17 protein-coding genes and 1 tRNA gene are annotated in these 26,206 nt (G+C 58.9%); 4 read left to right on the top strand and 14 right to left on the bottom strand.

All coding sequences use genetic code 11. The annotated features are described in order from the left end of the window. Positions 1 to 226: 226 nt before the first annotated feature. The 6 genes from H8274_RS01905 to H8274_RS01880 all read right to left on the bottom strand — a co-directional run bounded on the left by H8274_RS01905 (position 227) and on the right by H8274_RS01880 (position 8,689). Entirely contained in the window at positions 227 to 2,257 is a 2,031-nt protein-coding gene (locus H8274_RS01905) for an ATP-binding cassette domain-containing protein (protein WP_185933683.1), read from the bottom strand. A gap of 2 nt (positions 2,258 to 2,259) precedes the next feature. Next, complete coding sequence (locus H8274_RS01900) at positions 2,260 to 4,191, bottom strand: ATP-binding cassette domain-containing protein (protein WP_185933682.1); 1,932 nt, start codon at positions 4,189 to 4,191, stop codon at positions 2,260 to 2,262. Positions 4,192 to 4,529: 338 nt separating this feature from the next. After that, positions 4,530 to 5,725 (bottom strand): IS3 family transposase gene (locus H8274_RS01895; protein ID WP_185933549.1). Its coding sequence is split into 2 segments (ribosomal slippage): positions 4,530 to 5,443 and positions 5,443 to 5,725, totalling 1,197 coding nucleotides; the frame shifts between segments, so codons are not numbered across the junction. A 326-nt stretch (positions 5,726 to 6,051) separates the two neighbouring features. Next, entirely contained in the window at positions 6,052 to 7,185 is a 1,134-nt protein-coding gene (locus H8274_RS01890; protein WP_185933681.1) for a hypothetical protein, read from the bottom strand. A 77-nt stretch (positions 7,186 to 7,262) separates the two neighbouring features. Beyond that, positions 7,263 to 8,498 (bottom strand): helix-turn-helix domain-containing protein, encoded by a 1,236-nt coding sequence (locus tag H8274_RS01885; protein ID WP_185933680.1) that lies wholly within the window; start codon positions 8,496 to 8,498, stop codon positions 7,263 to 7,265. Beyond that, positions 8,495 to 8,689 carry a MerR family transcriptional regulator gene (locus tag H8274_RS01880; protein ID WP_185934426.1) on the bottom strand — a complete coding sequence of 65 codons (195 nt, stop codon included), beginning with the start codon at positions 8,687 to 8,689 and terminating at the stop codon, positions 8,495 to 8,497. Before H8274_RS01880 ends, H8274_RS01885 begins: the two co-directional genes overlap by 4 nt. 119 nt (positions 8,690 to 8,808) lie before the next feature. Here H8274_RS01880 and H8274_RS09960 point away from each other — a divergent pair, with 119 nt between their 5' ends. After that, positions 8,809 to 9,138 (top strand): helix-turn-helix domain-containing protein, encoded by a 330-nt coding sequence (locus tag H8274_RS09960; protein ID WP_185934425.1) that lies wholly within the window; start codon positions 8,809 to 8,811, stop codon positions 9,136 to 9,138. On the opposite strand, the gene H8274_RS01870 is transcribed toward H8274_RS09960, so the two are convergent. The 3 genes from H8274_RS01870 to H8274_RS01860 form a co-directional block, all read right to left on the bottom strand. Further along, positions 9,098 to 9,171 (bottom strand) — tRNA-Met (locus H8274_RS01870). The genes H8274_RS09960 and H8274_RS01870 overlap by 41 nt on opposite strands. A 388-nt stretch (positions 9,172 to 9,559) precedes the next feature. Further along, entirely contained in the window at positions 9,560 to 12,661 is a 3,102-nt protein-coding gene (locus tag H8274_RS01865; RefSeq protein ID WP_185933679.1) for a UPF0182 family membrane protein, read from the bottom strand. 240 nt (positions 12,662 to 12,901) lie between these two features. Then, on the bottom strand, positions 12,902 to 14,137 hold the full coding sequence (locus tag H8274_RS01860) for a YlbL family protein (protein WP_185933678.1): 1,236 nt from the start codon (positions 14,135 to 14,137) through the stop codon (positions 12,902 to 12,904). 309 nt (positions 14,138 to 14,446) lie between these two features. On the opposite strand from H8274_RS01860, the gene H8274_RS01855 reads away from it, so the two are divergent. Together H8274_RS01855 and H8274_RS01850 are read left to right on the top strand one after the other, a co-directional pair. Further along, positions 14,447 to 16,171, top strand: a complete 1,725-nt coding sequence (locus H8274_RS01855; RefSeq protein WP_083078477.1) for a zinc-dependent metalloprotease — start codon at positions 14,447 to 14,449, stop codon at positions 16,169 to 16,171. A 279-nt stretch (positions 16,172 to 16,450) separates the two neighbouring features. Further along, the gene (locus H8274_RS01850; protein ID WP_185933677.1) at positions 16,451 to 17,734 is read left to right on the top strand and encodes a hypothetical protein; all 1,284 of its coding nucleotides are present in this window, start codon (positions 16,451 to 16,453) and stop codon (positions 17,732 to 17,734) included. Between the two features lie 141 nt (positions 17,735 to 17,875). Here H8274_RS01850 and H8274_RS01845 read toward each other — a convergent pair whose 3' ends face one another. Together H8274_RS01845 and H8274_RS01840 are read right to left on the bottom strand one after the other, a co-directional pair. Further along, positions 17,876 to 19,876: an ATP-dependent DNA helicase UvrD2 gene (locus H8274_RS01845; protein ID WP_244924494.1), complete on the bottom strand. Its 2,001-nt coding sequence runs from the start codon at positions 19,874 to 19,876 to the stop codon at positions 17,876 to 17,878. 187 nt (positions 19,877 to 20,063) lie between these two features. Beyond that, complete coding sequence (locus H8274_RS01840) at positions 20,064 to 21,566, bottom strand: uracil-xanthine permease family protein (protein WP_185933676.1); 1,503 nt, start codon at positions 21,564 to 21,566, stop codon at positions 20,064 to 20,066. Between the two features lie 200 nt (positions 21,567 to 21,766). Here H8274_RS01840 and H8274_RS01835 point away from each other — a divergent pair, with 200 nt between their 5' ends. Continuing rightward, a complete protein-coding gene (locus tag H8274_RS01835; protein ID WP_074663645.1) occupies positions 21,767 to 22,387 on the top strand; it encodes a LytR C-terminal domain-containing protein in 621 nt (206 codons plus the stop codon). Between the two features lie 136 nt (positions 22,388 to 22,523). Here the strand turns inward: H8274_RS01835 and H8274_RS01830 are convergent, their stop codons facing one another. The 3 genes from H8274_RS01830 to rlmB all read right to left on the bottom strand — a co-directional run bounded on the left by H8274_RS01830 (position 22,524) and on the right by rlmB (position 26,202). Further along, the gene (locus H8274_RS01830) at positions 22,524 to 23,273 is read right to left on the bottom strand and encodes an ASCH domain-containing protein (RefSeq protein WP_244924604.1); all 750 of its coding nucleotides are present in this window, start codon (positions 23,271 to 23,273) and stop codon (positions 22,524 to 22,526) included. 16 nt (positions 23,274 to 23,289) lie between these two features. Then, positions 23,290 to 24,894, bottom strand: coding sequence for a hypothetical protein (locus H8274_RS01825; protein WP_185933675.1), 1,605 nt, complete (start codon positions 24,892 to 24,894; stop codon positions 23,290 to 23,292). A 309-nt stretch (positions 24,895 to 25,203) separates the two neighbouring features. Then, entirely contained in the window at positions 25,204 to 26,202 is a 999-nt protein-coding gene (rlmB, locus tag H8274_RS01820) for a 23S rRNA (guanosine(2251)-2'-O)-methyltransferase RlmB (RefSeq protein WP_185933674.1), read from the bottom strand. Between the last annotated feature and the right edge of the window lie 4 nt (positions 26,203 to 26,206).

Here is a 26,206-nt window from a genome sequence, read left to right as displayed (position 1 = left end):
GGAATTATTCACGCTCTCCCCGTAACACCATCAGATCCGCGCGCCGATCCGCAATAGAAATGAAAGCCCAGACGCGAGTGGAAACCACCACCCCACCGACAATCCCTCTAATCCAGTATCAACAAAACAAGGGTAATCCCAATCACCCCCATGTCCACTTTGCGTGGGGGCCTTCTTCGTTTTCTTTTGCTACAACAAACCGGTCAATCTCCAGGTAGGGCCCAATTCAGGCTTCGTGAAGCCCGGTCGCCTGTGCTTCGAACATTTCTCTGTAGAGCCCGCCCTGCGCCATCAAGGCGGCATGTGTACCCGATTCCAGAATTTCGCCGTTGTGCCACACAAGAATCAGGTCCGCATTCTTGGCGATACTCATCCTGTGCGTGACGTAGAAAGTAACGTTCGCGTGCCCGGTTTTATCGAGGAACACCTTCGCCAGTTGCTCTTCCGCAAACGCGTCTAGGGCACTCGAGGCTTCGTCGTAGGCAATTCTTCCGGCCTGCGCGTACCGCAATTGGAAGCGCGCGCGAGCCACCGCCAGGCGTTGCCATTGCCCGCCCGAAAGGTCATGCGCACCTTGCCAACGAGTGCCGAGCACGGTGTCTTCACCCTCCGGCAAATCCGCAAGCACGCCCCCAAGTTGCACTTCCTCCAGCGCTGCGCGCACCGGATCAGCTTCCCGCGTGAGGTTTGCATCCTGACCGGCCTTCGGTTCTTGCACGAGGTTTGGATCCTTAGCCCGGTTGGCCAGCTTCGCCACCCGTTCGCGTGAGAAGGCCACGTTTTCCATGACTGTTGCTTCGTAACGTAAGAAGTCCTGTAAAGTCGCGGCGACGCCGGTGGCCTCACCTTCCCACTCGCATACGCCGGCGCTTGGTTGCCGTAGTCCGAGCGCAAGATCAAGGAAGGTGGTTTTCCCGGATCCGTTGCGGCCGACCAAAGCAACCGTGCTCCCGGCCGGAATCTCAATGTTTACATCGTGGAGCGCATTTTCTTCCGTGCCCGGATATCGATACGTCAAGCCCTCACAGCGCAAGGCCACCGCGCATGCCTGCGCAGGCGCCGCGGAAACCGGAGGCTGGCCTGCCACTTCCGCGTGGCCCTGGCCCGCAACCTTCGTCTGCTCGCGGCAGGCGGGCGCTTCCGTTGTGTTTTCCCGAGCAGTTTCGGCAACGCTGCCCGCGTTTGCGTGGCGTCCTTCGGTGGTAGAAGTAGCCGCGTAGTGGGCGCACTGCTCTTCCACCCACAGGGCGCGGCGGACCGCCCGCGTTGAGCCGAGCAAACCGCGTAGCAACTGCGGTACCGCCCAAGTAACGTCCTTGAGCTGCAAAGTAACGAGGAAGGCACCGGCCAGGGCCGCAGCCATGGCTGCGCCCGTCGTGATTCGCAAGGTCAAGAAGATAATGACGACGGCGGTAACGAGTGGGACGATGAGCGTGGGCAAGGCTATGGCCCGATATCGGGTACCAGCCGCTCGGTCATAAGGCGCACGCCAACCCCGCAGCGTTTTTGCGAACCTATCGCGCAGATACGCGCCGGCATGCCACAGGGTGCTTTCATTACGTGCCAGCGGTGTTTCTACAGTCTCGTAGAGAAGATCGCGGCGCTCTTCCTTGCTTGCTGAGGCCGTTTCTGCCTGCTCATCCACGGCGTCTAAACGGTTTTCTATCAGCAGCGCGGGGATTGCCCCGAGAGGAATCACCACCAGCCACGGCCAGATTAAAACTGCCGAAACCGCAACTCCAATGAATTGCATGATGATCCGCAAAGCAGAGAGCCACCCATTCGCGATCTGCGCGAGCAACCCGGCTCTTTGCGTGAGCAATTGAGTTGCGGCAGCTAGTTGTGGCTCGGCCAACTGGTCTACATACGGAACTGCCGCGAGCCCGCGGGCGATCGAAGCATCATAGGAATGCCCGACCGCACGGATCACGTTGAGCCGCGCCGTCGTACCTACCACGGTGGCGCAAATATTGAGGAAAACGACGCCGGCTAGAATCCCGGCGCAGATGCCCATCATCTGCGCATTATGTTGTAATGCTCCTTCCACCATGAGAGTGACGAATACCGGGGCAAGCCCTCCGGTCAGAGCCGCTAGAGGCTCAATGAGGGCCAGCAGGAAAGCTTCGCGAGCACTGCGCCAGGCTCGGCGCATCACGTCCGAGACGGCGCGGGCGCGGGAAATATCGCGCGGTGAAGACATCCGTGCTGGTGGAGAAGACTGCGAACTATCCGATGCTTGCGGTTCTGTTGCACGCACGACTACTCACTCTCCTGTCCGTTGTGCGAAGTATGAGCGACTTCCGATGTGCTGCGGGTATGTGCGTTAGTGCCAGCAGCTTGGGGCATTCCGGCTGTTTCCCGCGTGCTGGTGCCGGCAACGTGCCGCGTGCGGATGCCGGTCACGTGCGACATTCCAGCTTCTTCCTCCGGTTCGCTTTCGGTTGTTTCGGGCTGATCGGCATACAGGTGCCGCTGGGTTTCGAACATGTGGTAATAGGTGCCATGTTGTGCCATGAGTTCTTCGTGGGTGCCGTCTTCGGTAATCCGGCCCCCATCCAAAACCAAGATCCGATCAACGCTTTTTACCGATCCCAACCTATGCGTGACGAGCAATGTTGTGAGCCCGCTGGTCAGCGTGCGGAAATCCGCGAAAAGTTCGCGTTCAAAAATCGGGTCCATGGCCGAGGTCGGCTCATCTAGGATCACGAGCCCGCCGCGTCCGCGCGCGAAGTACAGGCACCGGGCCAAGGCAATGCGCTGCCACTGCCCGCCGGAAAAGCCGGTCTTTTCCGCCGTTTTCTCGCCGCTCGTGAGCCACTGCGCGTCCACTCCGGAAGCCTGTGCAATATCCGCTACGTCTACGCCCGGAAATTCCTGGCCAAGCTGAATATTCACGAGCGCCCCGAAGGGATAACGAGTTGGGGATTGGAAAACGACCGCTGCTTGCCCGCGCGGGGCTCCTCCGTCGATGCTGATTTTTCCCGCGTCCGGAGTTTCCAAACCCGTGAGGAGCTTGATCAGCGTTGATTTCCCGGAACCGTTGACGCCCACCAGCGCCGTCGTCGTACCTGGCTCTAAAACGAGGCTCAGGTCAGCGATCACCGGGGCGGAATTTTCCGGGTCGTAACTAAAGGAAAGATGATCGATCTCCACCTTCGGCGGGCGTATCGAGCCGGCATCCAGTGAATCAGCGCGCGCGGTTGGCGGTGCCGATAGCGCAGGGCTCGGCTGCGTGCGTAGCGCGCGGAATTGGGTGAGGCGGCCGACGACGCCGTTGTACACACTGTAGATAATCGCGGAAGAACCGATCATGCCCAGGCCGGTGAGATTCATGGCCGCACCGACGACCGTTACCACGGTACCGGCAGTGGTGGCTCCCGTCCCGGCGCTCAGCGCGAGGGCCACGAAACCGCCCAGGTAGGCAAGGAAAACGAAGATGGAAACCAGGAATACGCGGCGCGCCTGCCCGGAAACCGCACCCAGGCCGGATGCCTTGTACTGGCTCCAATACTCTTCGAAACGCCGCAAGAAGATCTTGGCCGTGCCAAAAATACGGAGTTCGCGCGCATTGGTTGGGCGCGTGAGCAGGGCGTAATAGTAATCTGAGCGCGCCTGGGCAGCGGACGGAGCGCTCTCGAGGCTGCGCGACCACCCAAGGCTTATGTATCCCAAGATTACCTGTGCGCCGGCCAAGAGAATCGCGATCCAGATATTCCACTGGGCAATGAGCAGGAAAGAAAGGAATCCGCTCATGCGGTAGAAGACGACCGTGCAGGCGTTATCGAGCGCGTCGGTGACCTCCCAGCGCGAAAGATCCTTGGTGGTGCGCGAGATTTGCGGGGCCGATAGCTGCGCGGGAGGCACGGCAAGGATTGTGCGGAACCAGTCGCGGTGCAAGTTTTCGAGGGCGTAGCTGGTGCCGCGCCCAATCAAATACTCGGAGATCGGCTCCAAAATCCCGCCGGCAATAAGTAGCCCGGCTACTGCCGCAAGATATCCCCAGATGGCGCGAAGTTGGGCGCCATCTAGTACGGCTTGAGTGAGCAAACCGAAAATGAGGGGCAGGGCAGCCGCGCAGGCCGCTTGCGCCAGCATAGCTAGCAGGGCCGTACGTCCCCAGGCTCCAGAAATACGCCAGAGGTGGCCAATCCACCATATTTTCACGTGGTTCTCTCCTTTAGAGGCTTTCATTAGCCCGCTTCCCGGCAGTTACCGCTTTTCTTGCTCCGCTAACGAGTTTCCTTACTCCGTTAACGCGGGGGTTCACGTCCAAGCCCTGAATCATTGCGGAAACCACCTCCGCCTCAAACCGCCGAGCCGACGCCTCGCCACTAAATGAAACAAAACTCGCAATACGCCAGATTGCTTAACGTTACAACAATTTGATCAACTGCACACGCCTCTGCCAAAGCTTTAATTTTCGAAACTGTGAGAAGAGACCCGTTCGTTATTATTGTTGCCCCATAGATTACATCTCTAGAAATTGAGCTTCGGGCCCGACCCCCGGAAAGTGGACATGGGGGTGGTGTTTATGCTGCAAGGTCAAGTGTAGCTGACGCGTGTTTTTCGAAGGTGTCTGGGGCCTGGTAATTGCACCAGGTGTGCAATCGTTTCGTGTTATACCGAGTACACCACGCAAAGACCTGCCGGCGGCAGGAGAGCATGTTGGGGAAAACCTTCGCATTTTTGAGAACTTCTCGTTTGAGCGTTGCATTAAATGACTCTGCCAGCGCGTTATCGGCACTACTGCCTACAGCTCCCATGGATTGTTGTACTCCCAACTGGCGGCATGTTTCTTGAAATACAGAGGAGGTGTATACACTGCCGTGATCAGAATGGAAAATCGTTCCACGCAAGGATCCTCGCTGGTCTGCGGCCATCAGTAATGCCTCTCGGGCGAGTTCAACACGCATGTGATCTGCAATCGCAAAACCGACCAGTTTCCGGGAGAAACAGTCAATCACAGTAGCCAGATACATATTCTTTTGCCCGGCAAGGGGAAGATATGTAATGTCCCCGACAAGCTTGTCGTTAGGCCTGGCCGCGGTGAAATCACGCTCGAGAAGATCATCAAAGACCCGCTTATGTGGATCACTGACAGTAGTGCGAACACGACGTTTTTTCGTAAAACCTGCCAACCCGAGAGCTTTCATCACCCGTGCTACGCGTTTGTGATTTACCGGCTGGTCCGGGGTCTGCGCAGTAAGCAACGCGGCTATACGTTTAGCACCATACAAGCCACCTTCCGCCTCGAAAGCGATCCGAATTCGCTCCCCTAGCAGCCCGTCAGCGTATACCTGTTGCTCGCGCCGGGCCGCATTTGCGGCCCACTTGTAATAGGAAGAACGCCTTACTTTCAGTACGGTACACATCCGCTTGACTGAGAACTCAGTACGGTGGTCCTCGATGAACTTGAAGCGGATCACAAGCCCATCTCCTTCGCGAAATACTGCGCCGCCTTGCGCAAAATATCGCGTTCTTCTTTCAAAAGCGCGTTTTCCTTTTCGAGTTGTCGGATTCTCTCTGCTTCAGATAAGACCCGCGCCGCCTCTGCTTCTTTGCGCCGCCTGGCCCGCACCCCGGTGCCAAACTGGTTTACCCAGTTTTGCAGCGAATTACGATTAATTCCCAGATCAGAAGCAACCTGCGCCATTGAAGCCTCGCTGGACTCGTACGCGGCTACCGCGTCTTTCTTGAACTGCGCGGAATATGTTTTACGGGACATGGTAGAAGACTACCTTTCTCCGGCTGAACGCCGGGGCTAGCCTATGTCCACCAACAGGGGGTCAGGTCCCACGAATCTGGCGAACGTTTGAGGCTGTTGAGGCCGCGACAATGCGGCCTACAACTTTATCGGGTCCATCTGGTAGGGGCCTATCTTTTCGACGTACCTGTCTGCAATAGCCACAGGCCAATACGCCCCACATTGCACCAGAAGAAACAGTAGAAATGATAAAAGCCCCAGAACCAAAAGGTTCTGAGGCTTCCTCAGTAGTGGCGGGGGCTGGATTTGAACCAACGACCTCCTCATCCTGTGCCAATTCCGTCTTTCTAGGGACACGGCCCTTCCCAAGCATTTCCTTCGGTATCAAGGCAAAATGTCGCACCTTCGTTGGCTGTTTCTACCCATCCGCCTCCTTGTGGTGGCGCAGGCGCGGGGGCGGGTGGACGTGCCGGAGCTGGAGCGGGGGCTGGAGCTTTCCGTCCGCTGTTGCCACCACTACGAGCACTCGAGCTACTGCTCTTAGTAGCTTCTTTGTTCACGGAGGGCTGGCTAGTGGCCCTATTGCTACCTGTACTTGCAACGTTCGATGTGCGTGGCTGGTTAGCTGCTGCGGCCGCAGCCGCAGCGGCGGCTTGCTCACTATCGTGGCGCGCCTGCAGGGCCTGGATTAGGCCTGGTAGTTCTTCTTCCCCAGTCTTGATAGTTTCCAGTGCTTGTTCGCGCCATTTACTATCCATACCAGACACGTCACCACCGATACTGGTTTGCAGGTCGGTAAGGGATTGCCGGATCTGACCAATCCGGCCCGTCTCATCACTATCAGGATAGGCAGCTACTAACTGATTACCACTATCAGCTACTTCGAGTACGGCACCTAACCGCCCGCTAAGCGTACCTTCTGCCCACGTCCGCCGCGCAGTCCCAATACTTTCTACCCACTGGTCAGCTTGGGTATTCCATTCGCCAGCAAACACGGTCAAAGTGTCTGCTAGTTCTTCAAGCTGACGTGTCTGGTTTTTGATGGTGCTTGCCTGTTCTTTGCCCAGGTCCACTTGCTCACGCTGGTGTGCAAGTTCTGGTCCTGGCCCGCACTCCAACCCCAGATCGGAGGCGTCTGCTTGGCAGGTTTCCCACACACCCCGAGCGCTGTCCACAGCCCGCCCGGCTTCCAGGTAAGCCTCCTGGTAGACCGGCCAAACCTTCTCGTAGGCCTGTCTAACCCGGGTAGCGTTATACGCCGAATACCCCCAATAAGCACCACCGGCCAGACCACCAACAACCAGGGCGGTAATACCCCACACCCACCAACGCCGACGCCTGGCTACCGGCAAATCTTCCGGTCCTGCTGGCGCAACACCACTTACCCCACCAACCGGCACGGCCCCTGGCGTGGCCGGGTTTTCCTCGCCTGGCACGGCGCTTTCAACCTCGTCTAACACCACTGTTTTCGTGTTGTCCATGGATCTCTCACTCCCCCTCGTCTCGTAAGGAAATCCCCAATAAAAACATTCTTCCAGAATATGGTTCTAACTAGCTGCTACCACCCCCGTTCCCGGTGTGCTAAAGCCGCGTTAGCACGCAGTTTCTCGCCCAGTTCAGCCCACCCAGCAGGCGGAGCACTAGCCCGCTCACCGGCCGGAACACTCGTGTCCACCAGCGAGTTCGTATGCGACCGGGCCTTACGGGCCGTAGCCGGCACCTCACTGGTGAACTGGCCAACCCGGAAAATCACCAAACCAGCCGGATTCTTCGCATCTTGCGGGAACGGATCCATGTTCAACCGCGTGTGAATCTGAATCGGTTTCCAACCCAAACGCAACGCTTCACGCAGCAGATCGCACACCCGGCCCAACGCCGAAGGCAGTAACACCTCACGCAACCGAGAAGGCACACACGCATCCACCAAGCCCAAATCCACACCCACACCAGCCGCGGAATCTGAGACCGGGGCTGGCGAGGTGTCCTGGGCCGGGTCTGCCACCACGCGCAAGCCCGGCCCGCCCCGACCAGGCCCGGACAGGCCAGGCTCGCCGGGGCCGGCGTCAGCCGCCCCGGCCACCACGTCGCCAGTCCCGCCTTGCACACTTTCACGCCCGCCAGCCACCAAGCCCGAACGCGAACCTACCCGCCCGGTCTCGTTAGAACCAGTCAACGTATGGCTGGCTGGAGGATCTACATGGGGGTTAACTGATCTTATGGGTACATGTTTTTGCACCTGTGGCAGACGAGAATTTGCACCTGTGGAACCCTCCCCCTCCTCACAGGTGAAACTTTTGCACTTGTGGACTTTCCCGCGTGATTCCGCCACTTCCTCCACAGGTGCAAACTTTGCACTTGTGGACTTATCCACAGGCAAGTTTTCCACAGGCGAGTTATCCACAGGCGAGTTATCCACAGGACGGTTTTCCGCAGGTTCAGGTTTACCGGCTGGTGCTTCCTGCTTTGAAGCATCAAAGTCACCGACCTCCATATTCACCCGATAATCAGTACCAGACCGGTGCTTATGAGCACCACGACTAGCACACGAGGGGGCATCAGAATCGCACCACCGATAACGAGGCGTGCGAGTAATGAGCCCCCACTCCTCCAAAGACTTCAAATGAGTCTTCACGGTACGCACCTCACACTCAGAACGATGAGCTATCTCACCCATCGACCGCCACGTCACCTGCTCATCATTCGCAAACTCGCACAACGACAGCAGCACGAGCTTGCAATTAGCACCAATACCACGCACCTGATCCAAAGCCCACGCAGACGCCCGCCAACTCATGACGCCACATCCTTCTCACAACGAGCAACCCCACCACCATTAGCAGGCGCAAGAATGCGATCAACCTCCGACTTAGGAATGCGAAACTGGCCACCAGGTGTACGGATAGCAGGCAGACTTCCGTTTCTGCACCAGTTCAATACGGTGCTGCGAGACACCTGAAGAAGCTTCGCAACCTCCGCCGTAGTCATGAACACCGAATCACCTTCTTGTCGTTTCTGCAATTACGGGATCATCATAACAGCCGTGCGCTCGTTGTGCAATCATTAGCAAATTGCGTAGATTGGACGTAACTGCTAATGTTGTGGACATGATCGTGAAATACAAAACAGTCGAACTTACTGTCGATGACATAATCGCTGAACGCGTCTTGACTTGGGTGCGCAGACGCAAAATGCAACAAACTGACCTGGCAGACAAAATCGGCGTCGCGCCTGCAACGCTTTCACGCAAACTGCGCGGCCACGTGGGTTGGTCAGCCTCCGACGTTGTGGGAGCCGCGGTAGCGCTCGGCGTGCCTATTACGGAACTTCTTCCAGAGGAGCTAACACAAATGATAAAAGCCCCAGAACCAAAAGGTTCTGAGGCTTCCTCAGTAGTGGCGGGGGCTGGATTTGAACCAACGACCTCCGGGTTATGAGCCCGGCGAGCTACCGAACTGCTCCACCCCGCGGCGACAGATATCTACATTACTCACCTTTCATCAAAAACGCAAGGTGTTTTGAGTAACATTGCGCATTCGGAAGCAGCACAATATGAGGCCGCGCATCAACGAGTCGTACAACACGAAGTCTCGCGGCATGAGGCCGCGCACCAGAAAGCCCCGTACCGGAAAACAAAGGGCCGCGTACTAGGAAGTAAAAGGAAATAACAAAGCAGGCGGGGCACGTTCACGATTAAACGTGCCCCGCCTGTGGCCAACCGGCCTTAGTTTCAGAGACGGCGCTTAGTGCCGAAGCTAGCGGCGCCACTTTAACGGCGCTTAGTGCCGAAGCGAGCGGCGCCACTTTTATTTAGGGCGGAGTGCCCTACTTCTTAAGGCCGGAGTTCCTTGTCCGTTCTTAAGGCCGGAGCTCCTTGTCTGCGGCTACGGCTTGGTCCAAGGCCTTTTGAAGCTTGTCTTGAGCGGCTCCATAGCCGGCCCAATCACCGTTCTTCATAGCCTCTTCCGCTTCCGTTACGGCCGCTTGCATATCGCCCAGCGCCGCGTTCAGCCGGTCCTGTGCCGGAGCGTCCGCTGCCGGTGCTGGCGCTGCCGCCTCATCCGGCTTCGGAGTTGCCGCGGGCTTATCCTTCTTCGGCCCTTCTGCCTTCGGAGCCGGCGTGGCGCCATCCTGCGCGTCCTTGCCATCGCCCCGCGCTGCTGGCGGTACGCGGTCGCTCTTCGAATCTTCCAGCGCGGCATCCCCGGCTTTAGCACCGGAATCACCACCGAAGGTTTGATCCAAAGATTCCTGCAAAGTGGGCGCGAAACCGATTCTATTGGAATCCCCGAAGGCCGTGAGCACGTACTGCATCAACGGGTAGCTCGTACCCGAAGAAGCTTGCACGAACACGGGCTGCACGTACAACATGCCCCCACCCACGGGCAAGGTCAGCAAATTACCGAGCCGCACCTGGGTACCACCCTGGTTGAGCAGGTTCAACTGCCGGGATACGTTCTCATCCGCCAAGAAGTTATTCTGCGCCTGGCCGGGGCCCGGCACCGTCAAATCTCGCGGCAGCTCCAAGAGCCGCATCTTCCCGTAGCCTTCGCGGATCTTGCCATCCTCATTACCCGCATTCGAATCGACGGCCAAGAAGCCCGTCATAATATTCCGGTTGGTTTGCCCACCCGGAATAAAGGGCGTAGAAAGCGAGAACTCGGCACTATCTTGCCCCGGCATTTGCAAGGTCAAATAGTAGGGCGGCTGGGCCACTCCGGCGCCCGCCTCCGGCTGGTTCGTAACAAACGCTCCCTGCTGGGTAGTCGTCGTAGCCCCCGGATCGGTCGGAATATTCCAGAAGTCACCGGTGGTGTAGAACGAACCCGGATCCGTCACGTGGTAACGCGTGAGCAACTGGCGCTGCACCTTGAACAGATCCTCCGGGTAACGCACGTGGGCCATAAGATCACCCGGCATTTCCGAAACCGGGGTGAGCATGCCCGGGAAAATACGGTCCCACGCGTTCAGAATCGGATCTTCCGCATCCCACTGGTACAAAGTCACCGAACCGTCATAAGCATCCACCACGGCCTTCACCGAATTGCGGATGTAGTTGACCTGCGCGGATTGCTGCACCTGCCCGGTCAGCGCATCCACCGTCGCTTCTTGCAAAGATTCGCGTGCCGAATACGGGTAGGAGTTCGACGTCGTATAACCATCTACCATCCACACCAGCCGCTTCGGCGTATCCGGATTCCCATCCATATCCACCACGGCCGGGTACACCCGGGAATCAAGCGTCAGGTAGGGGGCTACGCGCTGCACGCGTTCCTTCGGATCACGCACGAACAGAATCTGGGATTCATCGGTAACCCGGTCCGAGAACATGATGTCCGTAGAGCGGTATTTGATCGCATACATTAGCTTGTTCCAAATCCCGCCCACCGAGGGACCGCCGTTACCGTCATAGGTGTTGTACTGTTGCCCGCCCGCAGAATCGGAAGGGTAATCAATTTCCCACGGTTCCGTACCTTCCGGGGCGCCCACGATCGAATACTCCGGCAAGTTTTGGCCGAAGTACACGCGCGGCTCATAGTCGCCCAGCTTGTTGATGGAAGCCTGACCATCGGCCGCAATACCAGCCTGGAAGAACTGCGGCTGGCCTTGCGTCGTCGTCGTATTACCGTAAGCGGCCGCTACACCGAAACCGTGCGTATACACCGTGTGTTCGTTAATCCAGGTGCGCTGGTTGGGATCTAAGCCATCCAAGTTCAAGGCACGCACGCCAATTACGGTATCGCGCAAAACCCCTTCTTTTTCATCCGGCAGCTGGTAGCGATCTACCGCCAACTGCTGCGGGAAGGCATAGTACTGCCGGTTTTGCTGCATCTGGTTAAAGGTGGGGGAAACAATATTCGGATCGAGGAGCCGAATTTGTGCGGTTGCTTCCGCATCCCCCGCAAGCAGCCCAGACTCGGCTTCCGTACGGGCCTGGTAGGACTTGGTCTCAATATCGTCCATCCCGTAGGCCTTCAAAGTCGCATCAATATTGCGCTGAATGTACGGGGATTCAGCTTCGATTGCGTTCGGCCGTACCTGGAAGCTTTGCACGAGCTGCGGCCAGGCCCAACCCACGGCTAGCGCGGAAACTACCGCCACGATCACGCCCGTAGTCACCAACCGCCACATGCCGCGCAAGGCCGAAACCACGAAAAGCACGGCAATAATCAGCAGCAGAATCGCCAGGATCGTTCGGCCTGGCAAGACCGCATTAATATCCGTGTAAGAAGCACCCGAGAAACGTTCATTTTCTCCCAGCAATAGGTTGTACCGGGAAATCCACAGCTGCGCCGCGAAAATCAAAATGAGAAGGAAGCCGAGGATCGTCAAATGTACGCGCGCCCGGTTCGTGGTGCGGAACTTGCCATCTTCCACGCTAATTCCGCCATACAGGTAGTGCCCGATGGCAGCCACCGCGGCCGCCACAATAATCAGCGTGGTGAAGAAGGTCAGAATCGACTGAATTACCGGCAAAGTGAAAACGTAGAAGCTAACCTCGCGGCCGAACTGCGGATCCACCTCACCGAAGGGTGTGCGATTAATCCACGTGAGATAAGTGCGCCATTCCCCGGCCAGCGGCGCCCCAAAAAGCAGGGCAATCGCAAAGGGCAAAATCAAATACGTAAGCCACTTGTGTTTTTCGGCCAGGTTACGGTAGCGCAGCACATTCGCCGGAATTGAAACCGAATCTGCCTGTTTTGGTTTCGTAGCGCGAAGGTTGACGATCACCGTGGCCATCGTCAGTACGACGCCGATAACGCCGAGCGCCAGCGCCCACCCCCACTGGGTGAAGAAAACCCGCACTGCACCGAGCTGGGAATACCATTGCACTTCCGTGTAGACGTTTGCGGTAACCACAAGCGCCGCCACGATAAGAGCAAGGATCACCAGCGTGGGGATGAATGCTCCTAATCCCCCTGATCGGCGCGTGCGCGTCGAAGTCTGGTAAGTAGTCAAGCTGAAGTCCTAACGTTTCCGTGTTCTTTCGCACACGGCTTTTCCTACAATCTGTTAAACGATAACCGACCGCAGGCAGCGGAACCAGTTTCCACGCTAGATATGTGGGCAAAACTTTTCTTCAGCGAAAAATATTTTCGCCTATGCCCACCAGGGGTTTACTCTGCGTCCGCCGCGGGAAGGGCCTGCACGCCCCTGCACGCCCCCTACCCGCACCTGCCCGCTTTTGCCCGGCAGGTTTTATTCTGCGTCCGCTACAGGAGAGGCATCATCCGCAGGAGGGGCATCTGGCACGTGCGGGGCAGCTTCCACAAGCTCGCGGCAGGTGGGTAGCTGCGGGCGCTGGCCCGCACCAATTTGTGTGGCCGCCGCTATCGCTTCCTGAATATTGCGCACCGCCCACACGTTCATGCCTTCCGGTTCCCAATCCACAGTTTCCGGGCAGTTTAAAGCCGGGGCAAAGAAATCCGTAGCCCCTTCCGCCGCCGCGCCGCGCAATTTATGTTGAATCCCGCCAATCGGCCCCACTTCACCGTTGAAAGACATCGTGCCAGTCCCGGCAATCGTGGCCTTACCAGCAAGCGACCCGGGCGTGAGCTCGTCATAAATAGCGAGCGTGAACATCAAACCGGCGCTCGGCCCACCGATATCTTCTACCGCATACTTTGCCTGCACCGGCGATTCGACGTCGCTCACCGTCACGCCGATGCCCAGTTGCGAACCGGGTTTCACCCAGCCGGAAGGATCAGGATTGTAGGCGGAGGTCACAATTGTTGCTTCCCCGGGCTCGCCCTCGCGCAAATATCCCACCTGAACGGGGGTGCCCGGAGCTGTTTGTGCAAGCAGTTTCGCCATTTGCAAGAAACTAGTAGTTTCTACGGACTTCGTGGCGCCCGGTTGTGCGCCGTCGGCCGCGGCACCCGCGGTACCAGACTCGCCGCCCGGCTCGGTGCTAGGCGCGTTCCCAGCGGCGCTTCCCGGCACACTAAGCGAGGTGAGCACATCGCCGGCGGCGAGCTTGCCCGCGGCCGGGCCTCCTTCCAGGGCTCCGGTAACGGTGAGTTTCATGCGCACCGGCTGGCCCGCCAGTTCAGCAGCAACATCTGCGGCCACGGTTTGCGAATCTTGCATGGCAGCTTCGTTTTGGGCTTCGTCTTCCGCGGCCGTATAGGTGCGCGGGTAGAGGGCACGAATGGGCAGGAGCTGCGAGTTTTTATCGAGCAGGGCCACCGCGGCCAGGGCACCGGGCACACCCACATCCGGGTTTCCCGCGGCAGATACCGTGGTCATGTAGTAGTTTGATTCTGTTGGGTAAGTCTCGGCACCGGAAATGTCCACGAGTTTGACGCCGTCGATCTCCCCCACGGTGTCGATAGCGGGCCCGGCAGATTCAACCAGGTATGCGCCCGGGGTGACGAGTGCGATAACGGAGGCGACGGCGAAAGCCGTGCCACTTCTCAAAGTTCCTTTAGCCACCTGCCCATCATGCACCACGAGTCTGGAAAATAGGATAATTTCCCATACCTTTCCTAGTACCTTGGGAAGGTAAAGGTAAACGCGTGCGGAAACGTGCGAAACACGCCCCCGCAAACGGGCACGCCCGGAACGAACGCGCGGGTACCGTCCCCGCACGGAATAGCTACCCGCGGATTATCCACCCGCGAGCTGCCCGCGAACCACCCGCGAGGGAATAAACCGCGGCCCGGCGGCGTTGCGTGAAGCTGAAATTGCTCGCTTTGGCCACGCAATCTGGAATAGTGTGAACCGAGCGATGAAGGAGGAGCAATGGCCGACGCCAACCCGAATGACGAATTCGAGAAGATGTTGCGAGCGGTTTTAGGAGACGAAGCCGCCGAGCAGATTCTGGATTCTATGCGCAATAATCCGGGCGGTATGCCCGGCGGCGGTGCTGCTATGCCCGATCCGCAAAGTTTCCAGATCGTGACGAACCAAATCCGTTCGATGCTGGGCAGTGCTGGGGATGGCCCGGTGAACTGGCATGTGGGTGAACAAGTGGCGCGGCAAACTGTGATCCACAATGGTTCTTCCACGCCTTCTGCTTTGCAAGGGGAAAGTGCACGATCCGCTTTGGATACGGCTTCGCTGTGGCTAGACCCGGTGATCGAGATCGGCCCGGTTTCCGGCCCGGCCCAAGTGTGGAGCCGCCTTGACTTCGTGGCCCACTGCCTGCCTACCTTCAAGAAACTCACCGAACCGGTAGGGGAAAATATTGCGCGCGCTTTCCGCGAAGTAATGGCCGAACAGTTGGAGCACGCCCCCGAAGAAATGCGCGCCATAATCGAATCCATGTTGGGCGGCCAAGAGTCTGGCAGCATGACGGACCAGATTGTTTCTTCCATCCTGGGCGTGCAATACGGTGGCGGTTTGGCACAGTTGGCCGAAATTTCCTTTGGTACTACCGACGCCGGCCTCCCGCTAGTCGAGGGCGAGACTTGTGCTTTGGTACCGGAAAATATTGAGGCCTTCGGGGAGGGGCTCGATATTGAGGCTTCCGAACTGGAGCTGTATATCGCGGTGCGAGAGACCGCGGCGGCCCGGCTCTTCTCCCGCGTCCCGTGGTTGCGTACCCGCATTTTGGATAATGTGGCCGCTTTTGCTTCCGAAATTTCTATTGATACGCAAGCGATCGAAAACAGCGTGCGGGAAATGGATTTGGATCCGCAACACATGATGGAAGGCCAAGTGCCCGAAATCGATCTCACAGACGTGTTTGCTTTCGAACTGAACCCGGAACAGGAAGCTTCGCTAGCCAGCCTGGAACACTTGATTTCTTTGGTGGTGGGCTGGATTGCGGCGGTAACTGCCGACGCCGTAGCTGCCCACTTGCCTTCCGCCCGCAAACTCGCCGAAATTTTCGTGCGCCGGGACGCTACCGAAGCGCCTTTCAACCAGGCTTTCGGCCCGCTCGTAGGGTTTGAATTGGCGCCGCGCCGCGTGCGGGAAGCCACCGCTTTTTGGCGGCGTGCCAAAGCCGAACGGGATATTACCGGCCGTGATGCTCTGTGGAACCATCCGGATCTGCTGCCCACGCCCGAAGATTTGGACAACCCTGATGCTTTCTTTAGCGAAGAGACCGATTCTTCGCTCGAACAGGAACTCGATGCTTTCCTGGCTGAACTGTTGGAAGGCGCGGATAACGCCGCCGCTCCCGGTAACGCGGATAGCACTTCCGGTTCCAACCCCGCAATTCCGCATGAGCCCAGCTGGGGCGAAACCGTGACCGGCGATGCCAATGCACGGGCCACCGCGGCCGGTGCCGATACTGATGCCGGTGCCGGTGCCGATGCCGGTGCCGATGCCGGTGCCAATTCTGCCCCAGGGGAGGCGGCCGGCTCCGCTGCAGATTCCGCGGAAGATTCCTCGGCAAGCTCCGCCGAAGATACCGCGGGAAGAAGCTCCGCGGAAGGCGCTGCGGGGAGCTCCGCCGAAGGTCCGGCTACAGATACGACCGCGGGTTCCGGCCCCGAAAATACACCGCCCGCTTCCTAAACGCGCGGCGACGTGGCACAGCTTTGCGCAGTTTAGCGGGGCTTGACACAGCGGGCTGCCGCTTGGCACAGCGGGCTGCCACTTGGCACAGCGTGGCGCAGCTTGGAAGCCTAGCCTGCACTGAAATAACGAATTGGCGCGGTTGCACCACTTACGCATGCGCTACTTACGCAGGATTGGCGGGATTGGTACCGCTGGCACACCTGCAAGCCTGCCCGTGGGTAGCTGACCTGTGGATTGGGAGTTGGCGGGTGTGGTCAAGCGGTTTAGTCTGCGCCCATGAAGATCAAATCTCGTTTGGGTGTTTATTGGCGCAACCGCGCGGCCTTGCAGATCGGTACCGACCCGCGCGCCGGAGTGGTGATAGCTGGCCTTTCGGCGCGCGAACAAGATTTCATTTCCGCGCTAACCGTCGATAGATCACTACCGGAAATAACTCGGCTCGCCCAACAACATGGCCTCAATACAGACCGCCTCTACGAATTATTAGAGCTACTGCACCGTGCCCGCGTAATTGACCACCCGCTCTCACTTCCCGGTACCGGCTCTAATTCGTCTCCCGGTACCGGCTCCAATTCGCTTCCCGATACCAGCTCCAGTCCCCGCCCCGGCACTGCCTCCGCTTCTCTTCCTGGCACCGGCTCCAGCAGGCTCCCCGGGACCGTCCCTAATTCACTCCCTGGTACCGCCTCAAGCAGTGAAGCGAAGGCCGTGAGCGCGGCGGATAATCTGGAAACGGGCGGCGCCGAGAGCCAAGCTGAAACTGGTGATGCAGCTGGCATGCTGGCACCGGTTGCGGGAAGGCATATTTGCGTGCCGCGCTTAGATCCTTTGGGCGTAGAAATCGTGTTTGCCCTGGCGCTTGCCGGTGCGGCCAGTGTGGTTACTTTCGACGCCGCACCCACGGGTTTTGCGGACCATCCGGCGTTATTAAACGTGAGCCAGATAGGCACTGGTACGCGCGTGGAGGCTATGCGCGGAGCTTTGGGGATGCGCGATTTGCAACTGGAAATCACGGTGACTACCGATCCCCTAAACACGAAAACGAAAGCGGTTGCTACTACGCGGGGGCGGGCCACCGCAGCGGAGGTTGTGGCGGACGCCGCGGTGGTGACTGCGGCCGGGGCGATCAATCCTTTGGAATGCGATGTTTTCTTCCAGGCGGGTATCCCGCATTTACTGGTGTGTTCCGAAGATGTGGACGTAACGGTCGGGCCGTATGTGGTGCCGGGCCAGAGTGCTTGTGCCCGGTGCGTGTATGAGCATCGCGTTGATGCCGATCCGGAGTGGGCTTATATTAGCCCGCAGCTTTTTACGCGGCCGCCCGGTTTTGCCCCACTTTTGGAACTGCAGCATGCCGCTTTGCTGGCCGCGCGGGCCCTATGCTGCCTAGAGCTGTGCGACCAGCAACTGCGAATTCCGCCCCCGCCGGGCATCCCGGGCCTGGCCGCGATCCGCCCCGGCGCTACCTGCGCCTGCACCGCCACCGATTTCCCTCCCCTGGACATTCCGCAGCCTGCTCCACTGGTATCCGAATCACCCACCGTGATTGCGGACCGATAGTTCCATCGCCCCGGCGGGAATCCCGAGCTACCCGCGTTCAGAGCTACCCGCGTTCACGGCCACGCGCCGTGTTCAGGGCACCCGCGTTCACGGCCACGCGCCGTGTTCAGGGCTACCCGCGTTCACGGCCACGCTCCGTGTTTAGGGCTGCCCGGTGCTGAGGACGCGGAGGAGTTCTTCTCCCCAGCGGGCGAGTTTGGCTGGCCCGATGCCACGAATTTTCCCGAGTTCTTCCATGCTGGCCGGTTTGCTTATCGCGAGGGCGCGGAGCGTGGTGTCATGGAAAACCGTGTATGCGGGTTTATCGATTGCTTGGGCCATATCGGCACGCCACTGCACGAGGGCCTCAAACAGGGGTACGTCTGCGGCATAGTTTTCGCGGAACTCTTTATCTGCTGCGGCGCGCCGTTCCCGCCGGCCCCGCCGCCATTCCGTAGCCGGGCTTTCCGGTTTTGGCCACAGTTGGTCTAGGAAACGGGAAGCCTTCCGGCCGCGACTATTACGCCCTTTCGCATAGGACACTTGCAAGAAATCCTTGGCCCGCGTAACCCCTACATAAAGAAGCCGGCGTTCTTCTGCCAAGGCGCGCGGAGTTTTTGCCAAGGAGATCGGCATGAGCCCTTCACTCATACCCGCCAGGTATACCCGTTCCCACTCCAAACCTTTCGCGGCGTGCAAAGAAGAAAGCGTGACCCCTTCTATTTCCGGCACGTTTTGCAACTGGGAGCGTTCTTCTAGATCAGCCACAAATTCGCGCAAATCGGCCCCGCGTTTTTCTTCCATATCTTGCGCGAGCACCAGCAAGGCATGCAGTGCTTCCCAACGTTCCCGGGCCGAACCGCCACCTTCGGGAGCTTCATCCCGCCACCCCGTTTGCCGCAGCACGCTTCGCACATTTTCCGCCAGTTCCCCGGTTACGCCGGCCCGGGCGGCCGTCCGCAAAGCAACCATGGCTTCGCGTACTTCCCGCCGGGAAAAGAATTTCTCCGATCCTTTCACCTGGTAGGAAATTCCGGCCCGGCCCAGCGCGGTCTCAAACTGTGCCGACTGCGCATTGGTCCGATACAGGATCGCAATATCGGAAAGCAGCGTGCCATCTTGTTGGGCGCGCGCAATCTGTTCCGCAATTTCTGTGGCCTCAGCTTCTTCATCCTCATATTCGCGGTATTCCACTGGTTGCCCGGAAGCCACTTGGGAAACTAGATGTACTGCACCTTCGCTTTCATCATCGGCAATGATCGTATTGGCCGCTTCCACGATTTGCGGCGTCGAACGATAATCACGCACCAACTCGATTTCTTTCGCTTCCGGGAACTCCTTCACAAAATTCGCTAAATACCAGCTCGAAGCACCCGTAAACGAATAAATCGTTTGGGAAACATCCCCCACCACGCAAATGTCTTTCCGCCCGCCTAACCAAAGTTGGAGCAGGCGATGTTGCAGGGGCGAAACGTCCTGATATTCATCCACCACGAAATAGCGGTATTGGGCGCGGATTTCCCGCGCAATATCCGCACGATCCAAGAGCACGCCAATGAGCAGGAGGATAACGTCTTCAAAATCGATCACGCCGCGTTCAGTTTTTACGTCTTCATATTTATGGAGCAGCCGGGCAATCATTTCCGGAGTTTGCCCCGCAATATCGGTACGCCCGGCGGCGGTGGCCCGTTCCGCATACTTTTCGGGCGTCACCAAAGTAACCTTCGCCCACTCGATTTCGGCGCTCAAATCACGCACCGAAACCCGGTCTGTTGGCATCCCCAATTGTGCGGCTGCCTGGGAGACTAAGGGAGATTTCGATTCGCTGATTGGCGGGATTTTTCCACCCACGGCCGTTCCCCAAAAATAAGACAGCTGACGCAAAGCTGCCGCGTGGAAAGTTTGTGCCGCCACACCACCAACTCCCAAGTCACGCAGGCGAGAACGCATCTCCCCCGCCGCACGCGAAGTGAAAGTTACCGCGAGCACATTATTCGGGTGGTACTCTCCCGTGGCGACGCCGTACGCGATCCGGTACGTGATCGCCCGCGTTTTTCCGGTGCCGGCACCTGCCCGCACCACTACCGGGCCCCGCAAAGTCGTGGCCACGCGCCGCTGTTCCGGATCCAAGAATTCGAGTAGTTCCTGGGGATTTTCCACCACTATTTCCTCCCTCGCTAGCCTTTCCTATTAGTACAGACTAGCTAGGACAACCGACTAACTAGCAAAACGGCGAGGGGTGCGGCCGGCGCCGCGCCCCTCGCTGGAGTCATATTCACCGTTGCCGAGATTGCCCTGCCAGGATTGCCCTGCCAGCTAATGTATTCGTCTTGCTGCTACGCTCGGCTAGTTATTTACTAGCCGGAGCTTCGGCCGGGCCGGTTTCCGGTTCGGCCGTGCTAGCTTCCGCATTCGCGGACTGGCCGCTACCTGCCGCGGTTTCCGGTTCGGCTTGGCGGCGGTGGCCGATACGCTTGGCCTTTTCGCCAGTTTGGTCTTCCTCCCAGGAACGTTGCAGTTCCTCGCCTTCCACTTCCGCGCCGGCCGGGGCCGAAGCTGGGGTGGCAGGTTCCAAGGAAGTGCCACGCCAGCGGGAAATCCAACGCATGCAATGGTAAATAATGATCGCACCAAAGGAGCCGAGCGCAATCCCGGAGAAGGTCATATCTCCAATCACCCAGGTGTAATTAGCAATTGCCACGATCATGGAGATAGCCGCCGTGTTCAGGTTTACCGGGTCGGAGAAATCCACGCGGTTTTGCACCCAAATACGCACGCCCAACATGCCGATCATGCCGTACAGAATCGTGGCCGCACCGCCCAGCACACCCGCCGGAATGGTCGCAATAATGACGCCGAACTTCGGGAACATAGAAAGCGCGAGTGCCGTAACCGCCGCAACTACATAGGCCGCCGTCGAATAGACGCGCGTTGCGGCCATAACCCCAATATTCTCGGCGTACGTCGTCGTACCCGAACCCCCACCGGTACCGGCCAACATGGTAGAAAGACCATCGGCGAACAGGGCCCGGCCCGTCAAACCGTCAAGGTTGTGGCCCGTCATCGCGGAAACCGATTTTACGTGCCCCACGTTTTCCGCGATCAACACGAGCACCACCGGCACGAACAGGCCAGCCGTGCTGAAATCGAAAGCCGGGGCGTGGAAATGCGGCAAACCTACCCAGCCCGCATCCGCGATCGGGGAGAAATCCACTTCCCCGCGCACCACCGCGCACAAGTAACCAATAAGCACGCCGATAAGGATCGACAGCCGCCCAATCAGCCCCTTGAACAACACCGTGACCAACAAGATCGCCACAATCGTCACCACCGCTGTAACCGGCGCTTGCTTCACGTAGTTCCAGGCAGAAGGCGCCAGGTTGAAACCAATGAGCGCCACGATCGCGCCCGTCACGATCGGCGGCATGAGTTTATCGATCCAGCTCGAACCACAAACCATAACAATGGCACCCACCAGGAGCAGGCAGGCGCCCGTGAGCACGATCCCACCCTGTGCGAGAGCTTGCCCATGCGCGTCCATCGTCCCGCCCTGCACGTATCCCGTTACCGCGCTAATTGGCGCAATGAGGGCAAAAGAAGAGCCCAGGTAACTGGGCAATTTTCCGGCGGTAATGAGGATAAAAAGAAGGGTTCCAATCCCGGTGTAGAACAATGTCGTCGAAGGATTGAAACCCGTAAGCAATGGAACTAGGAACGTGGCCCCAAACATTGCAACCACGTGCTGTATTCCGATTCCTATCGTGGCCGGCCATGCTAGCCGTTCATTAGGCTGAACCACATCTCCCGGGGCAATATGTACGCCATCCCCGTGCAATTTCCAGATTCTTGCCACGCTTTACTCCTTGTTTGTGTGAGTGATTGGCCAAAGCGCCTCCGCGATATTACACCCGGCAGTTTTAGCGGTGAGCGAATGCGAGGTAATTCGCATTGTTCGCCAAGTGTCTTTCAGTGTTTTGCGGGGCGCGCGATACTGTTTGCCCGCGGGCCGCGTCAATTCCCCATTCGCCGGCAAAATAAATTACCGTTGAGAGCGTGAGTCAGGGAATTGTAGAGGCGCGCCGCGCCTATCGGAAAAAGACGCAGCAGCGGCAAACCATCGTGTTTGGCACGCTCGGTGGGATCTTATTGGTGCTCCTCGCCTTTTCTCTGCTGATTTGGGTGGGAGTGTTACCTTCGCCGATCAATAAGCCGTTTTCGCGGCCCGCGGCCCCACCCCCACCGGTGGTTCCGTGCGCGCCGGCGGGAGCTACCGCCGTCGATCCGGCGACCATCAACCTGCTGGTCTACAACTCGACTAACCGGGGCGGCCTGGCCAGTAGCGCTGCGAAGTCCTTCACCGCCGAAGGCATGAACGTTTCTAATACCGGTAATTGGAACGACACGGTGGAAGGCACCGCGCAAATCATTTCCGGCCCGGAAGGTCTGCCTGGCGCTTACACGGTAGCGCGTTATATCCCCGATTCCACGATCGTTTTTTCGAACGATATGAGCGGAGAATCCCTTACCGTGGTGCTTGGCGATAACTACGACGGTATTCGCACCGCCGAGCAAGTGGCCCAGGAATACCCGGATCCCACCCTCACCTCGCTCCCGGAATGCATAGACACCGAAGCGGCCACCGCAGAAGCCCAGGAACGGATCCGCAATAAGTAGCATGCCCAGCCCCGCGGTTTTATCGGCCGCGCGGCTTTGCCGGACGCGCGGTTTTTTATCGGCTGCGTGGCTTTGCCGGACGCGCGGTTTTACCGGCCGCGCGGCTTTGCCGGGTTCGGGGGCTTTGCCGCGTGCGCTAGTTTGCTGAGGTGAGTTTATCGGTGGCGTCCGTGTACAGCGTGGTGAAGTGTTCGACGACGACGTGACACGTTTCCGGATCGAACTCAATACCAACTTCGGCAGCTTCGGCCGCGAAGAACTCGGCATGCACGCGCTGCCAGTACTCCAAGCTCAGATCGCCTTCCCCTTCGCTGTGCGCAATTTCGGCGTCTACCTCGCGGAAAGGAATGACTTCCACTTTGGTGATGGCAATTAGTGCCCGCGGAACTCCCCGGCCATCGGTCACGATCGCAAGCTCTCCGGCCTGCGGTAACTCTTCTCCTTCGGCGGTATAGGTCTCCCGCAAGGAACTGGTGACCGTCTTTTTACCATCGACCACCAATTGGGCAAGCTCATCAGCCATTTCCTCAGTACCACCAAAAGCGAAGGCGGGCGGGCGCAAAGTGGTGAGATCTTCCGCCCCGGTAAGCACTTCCAAAGGATTGAGCTTGGCGCGCGTAATCGCCCGCGTCCAGAAAGCCTCAACATCGGCGTCCACCGGTTCTGGTACCCAGTTCGCATCAAATAACTGGCCGGCCCCAGCATCTACTCCCGCGCCGTCTTGCACGCCATTACCTTGCGCGGCACTATTCTGCGCGCCGCCACCCTGCGCGCCAGCATTTACCTCCGCCGTGCCAGCGTTTGCCGCGCCAGCGTTTACCGCGCCAGCGTTTGCCGCGCCGGCGTCTTTCCATGGTTCGGGGATACCGAAAATATTCCAGGCCATCACGCTTCTCCTTGCGTTATTCTGCTTCTGCTTCCCGGGCTTGGCGCAAACGTTCTTGTTCTTGCCGTAGTTTTTCTGCCAGTCCGGTGCTTTCCAAGGCATTGCGAATCCACTGGGCGGTTATCATGCGGAAACTCGTGCTGAGGATAATCCCGGTACCGGTTATGGCCATCACTTTGCCGCGCTTTTCTTCCCAGCGGCGCGCCCCTAGCGCGGTGAGTACCACCCCGGCGCCGACTTGCCCCAGCGCGGCCCCGATCATGAGCCGCGGGTGTTGCAAGTAGATCTTGCGGTAAAGTTTCCAGAACCCGGGCCGGCTGCCCTCCCCGGAAACCTCGTAGGCCATGCTCGCCTGGAAACGTTTCCCAAAACCTTCCGGTTGGAAAACAGTTGCCCCCGGCACTTCGCTCGGATCGAGTTCCCCGGCCAGGGCCTGCGTGATTTCTTCCGGCAACCCCAACGCGGCCACAAACTTTTCGACCCCTTCGCGGGCGGGCGCGTTTAGTGCATCGATCAGATCACCGGTGGCAACGCTCGGAAAATCCCGCAAGATTCTTTGTACGCGCGCCCCCGAACCAAGTTCTTGCCGCGAAAATTGTGACGCCACCGCGGAAGCTTCCGTGTGCCGCATATCGGAAAGAGTGTCGATCCACTTCCAGGAAGCGATCCCCGATTCTTGCCGAATCACTAGGACCGGGTTGCGCTGCCCGCTCGGATCCACAGACAAAATAAGCACAAAACCGGGCCGGCCCCCAATCCGGGCATCCCGCGAAATTGGCACATTGGCAATCATCGCATTCGCCCCATCGGCAGCCTTCAACACCGCGACCGGCTCGCCAATATTAGCGGCCACTCCCGGCACCCGCGCGAAAGACACATCCGAAAGTACCAGCATGGGGCCATAATTTAGCGTCGGGATTTTCCCTTCACCGGAAGCTAACAAAGCCTCACCCGGTTCCGAACCCGGCGCCGTATTTTCCAACGGTACCGGGGCCGACGCCGCCGCCGGTATCTTCGTTGCAGCAGGCGGGTTTCCCCCGGCGGGCGCACTGTCCCCCGCGAGCACACTGTCCCCCGCGAGCACACTGTCCCCCGCGAGCACACTGTCCCCAGCGAGCACACTGTCCCCAGCGGGCACGCTATCCTCCGCGAGCGCGCTCTCCCTCGCGGTCACGTCTTCTGCGAGCATGCTTTCCGCGGGCGCACTTTCTCCCACAGCTATGCCCTCCGCTACTAAGGCAGTGGGATCGGCGTATTTGAGATCGTCTTCGGTGATTGGTACTTCGCCTAGGTCGATGGTGTCCCCATAGATTTCGGCGTCGGCCTCCACCCGGATTTTCCTAAGCTGGGCATAAGCTGCTTCCAGGAAATCCGTGAGATGTTGCCCCGGCACAATGGTCTCCGTGCCGTCCGCACCAGTTTCGATGGTGGCGATGCGTCGGCGCCGGCCGGTAACCGCGATCTCGAACCGGAATAGGGCACCTTCGTGCTCCCCGCGAGCTACTACACCTTGCTCAGCAAAGAAGTTTTCGATATCTGCCGGGCTCGTCAGCGATTGGTCATTACGCAGAATTTCTCCGCGAACCGGCCGCCAAGGATAACGCTTCTCCGCATTTTCCATGCCTTACCGCCTCTCCAATGTTAAGGGCTTGCGAGGTAATGCCGGCGGTACGCGCCAAGCGCGGCTACCGCATCTGCATACACGTAATAGCGTAGCCGTTCGGCAGCCAAAACCCACCCAGCCTAGCCAACTGTTTTACGAGCTCCGCCCAGCTAAAACTCAGGCTATGCCTTTTTGCGAGCTCCGCCCAGCTAAAACTCAGGCTATGCCTCAGGATCGGCCAAGGCTCAGGCTAAGCCTCAAGCTCAGGCTAAGCCTCAGGATCGGCCAGGGCTCAGGCTAAGCCTCAAGCTCGGTCCAAGCTTCAGACTAAGTCTCTGCACGGCGGGCCCGCCGCACGCGTTCCACTTCGAACAGGGCAATCCCAGTAGCTACCGAAGCGTTGAGGGATTCCATGCGTTCCGAGATCGGAATGGAAGCGATTTGATCGCAGGTATCGCGCGTGAGCCGGGCCAGGCCACGACCTTCCGAACCGGTGACCAAAACCAGCGGAGCATCCGCCAAATGCAAGTTTTCAATGGAGACCTCGCCCCCGCCGTCGAGCCCCACCACGAAATAGCCGCGCGACTTCAACGTAGTAAGTGCCTGCACCAAGTTGGTTACCCGCGCTACCGGCATGAAAGCAGCCGCACCGGCACTCACCTTCCACACGGTGGCGGTAACGCCGGCTGCGCGCCGCTCCGGAATGATCACCCCATCCGCTCCGAAAGCCGCCGCGCTGCGCATTATCGCGCCCAGATTATGCGGATCTGTAATCGAATCGAGGGCGATAAACAATGGTGCTTCATCTCGGGCCGAGGCGCGGTCATCCGCCTTATCCGCAAGATCTTCCAGATTCGCATAGGTGTATGGCGGCACCTCAATGGCCACCCCTTGATGGTTTTCGTTACCCGCCATGCGGTCGAGTTCGGTGCGCGAAACCTCGATGAGGGGCGCGCCGAAAGCCGTTGCTTTTTGTGCCACTTCCGTGAGTCGCTTATCGCCCGTCATGGAAGCGGCGAGGAAAACTCGCGCTAAGGGTATACCGGCCCGCACTGCTTCGAGTACAGAATTGCGGCCACAAATTAGTTCGTGGTCTTCCTGCAAGTGCAGGATGCTGCGCAATTTCGGTACCCGCGCGGCCTTTCGCGCCGCTTCCCGCTGGGCCCGTTCTTCTGCTTCCCGCTTGGCCTTATAGGCCTTGTGGTAAACGCGGTCCTCCGCCTTCGGGGTGGGGCCGCGGCCCTGTAACCTGCGCTTGCCTTTACCGCCGCTACCCTTCGTGGGGCCTTTCTTGCCCCGCGGGCGCCGCGTACGTCCGTCCGCCATACGT

This window comes from Actinobaculum suis (assembly GCF_900618115.1).
Lineage (GTDB): Bacteria > Actinomycetota > Actinomycetes > Actinomycetales > Actinomycetaceae > Actinobaculum > Actinobaculum suis.
Note: the sequence above shows the minus strand (reverse complement) of the source record. Positions and strands in the feature narration are given on the sequence as shown.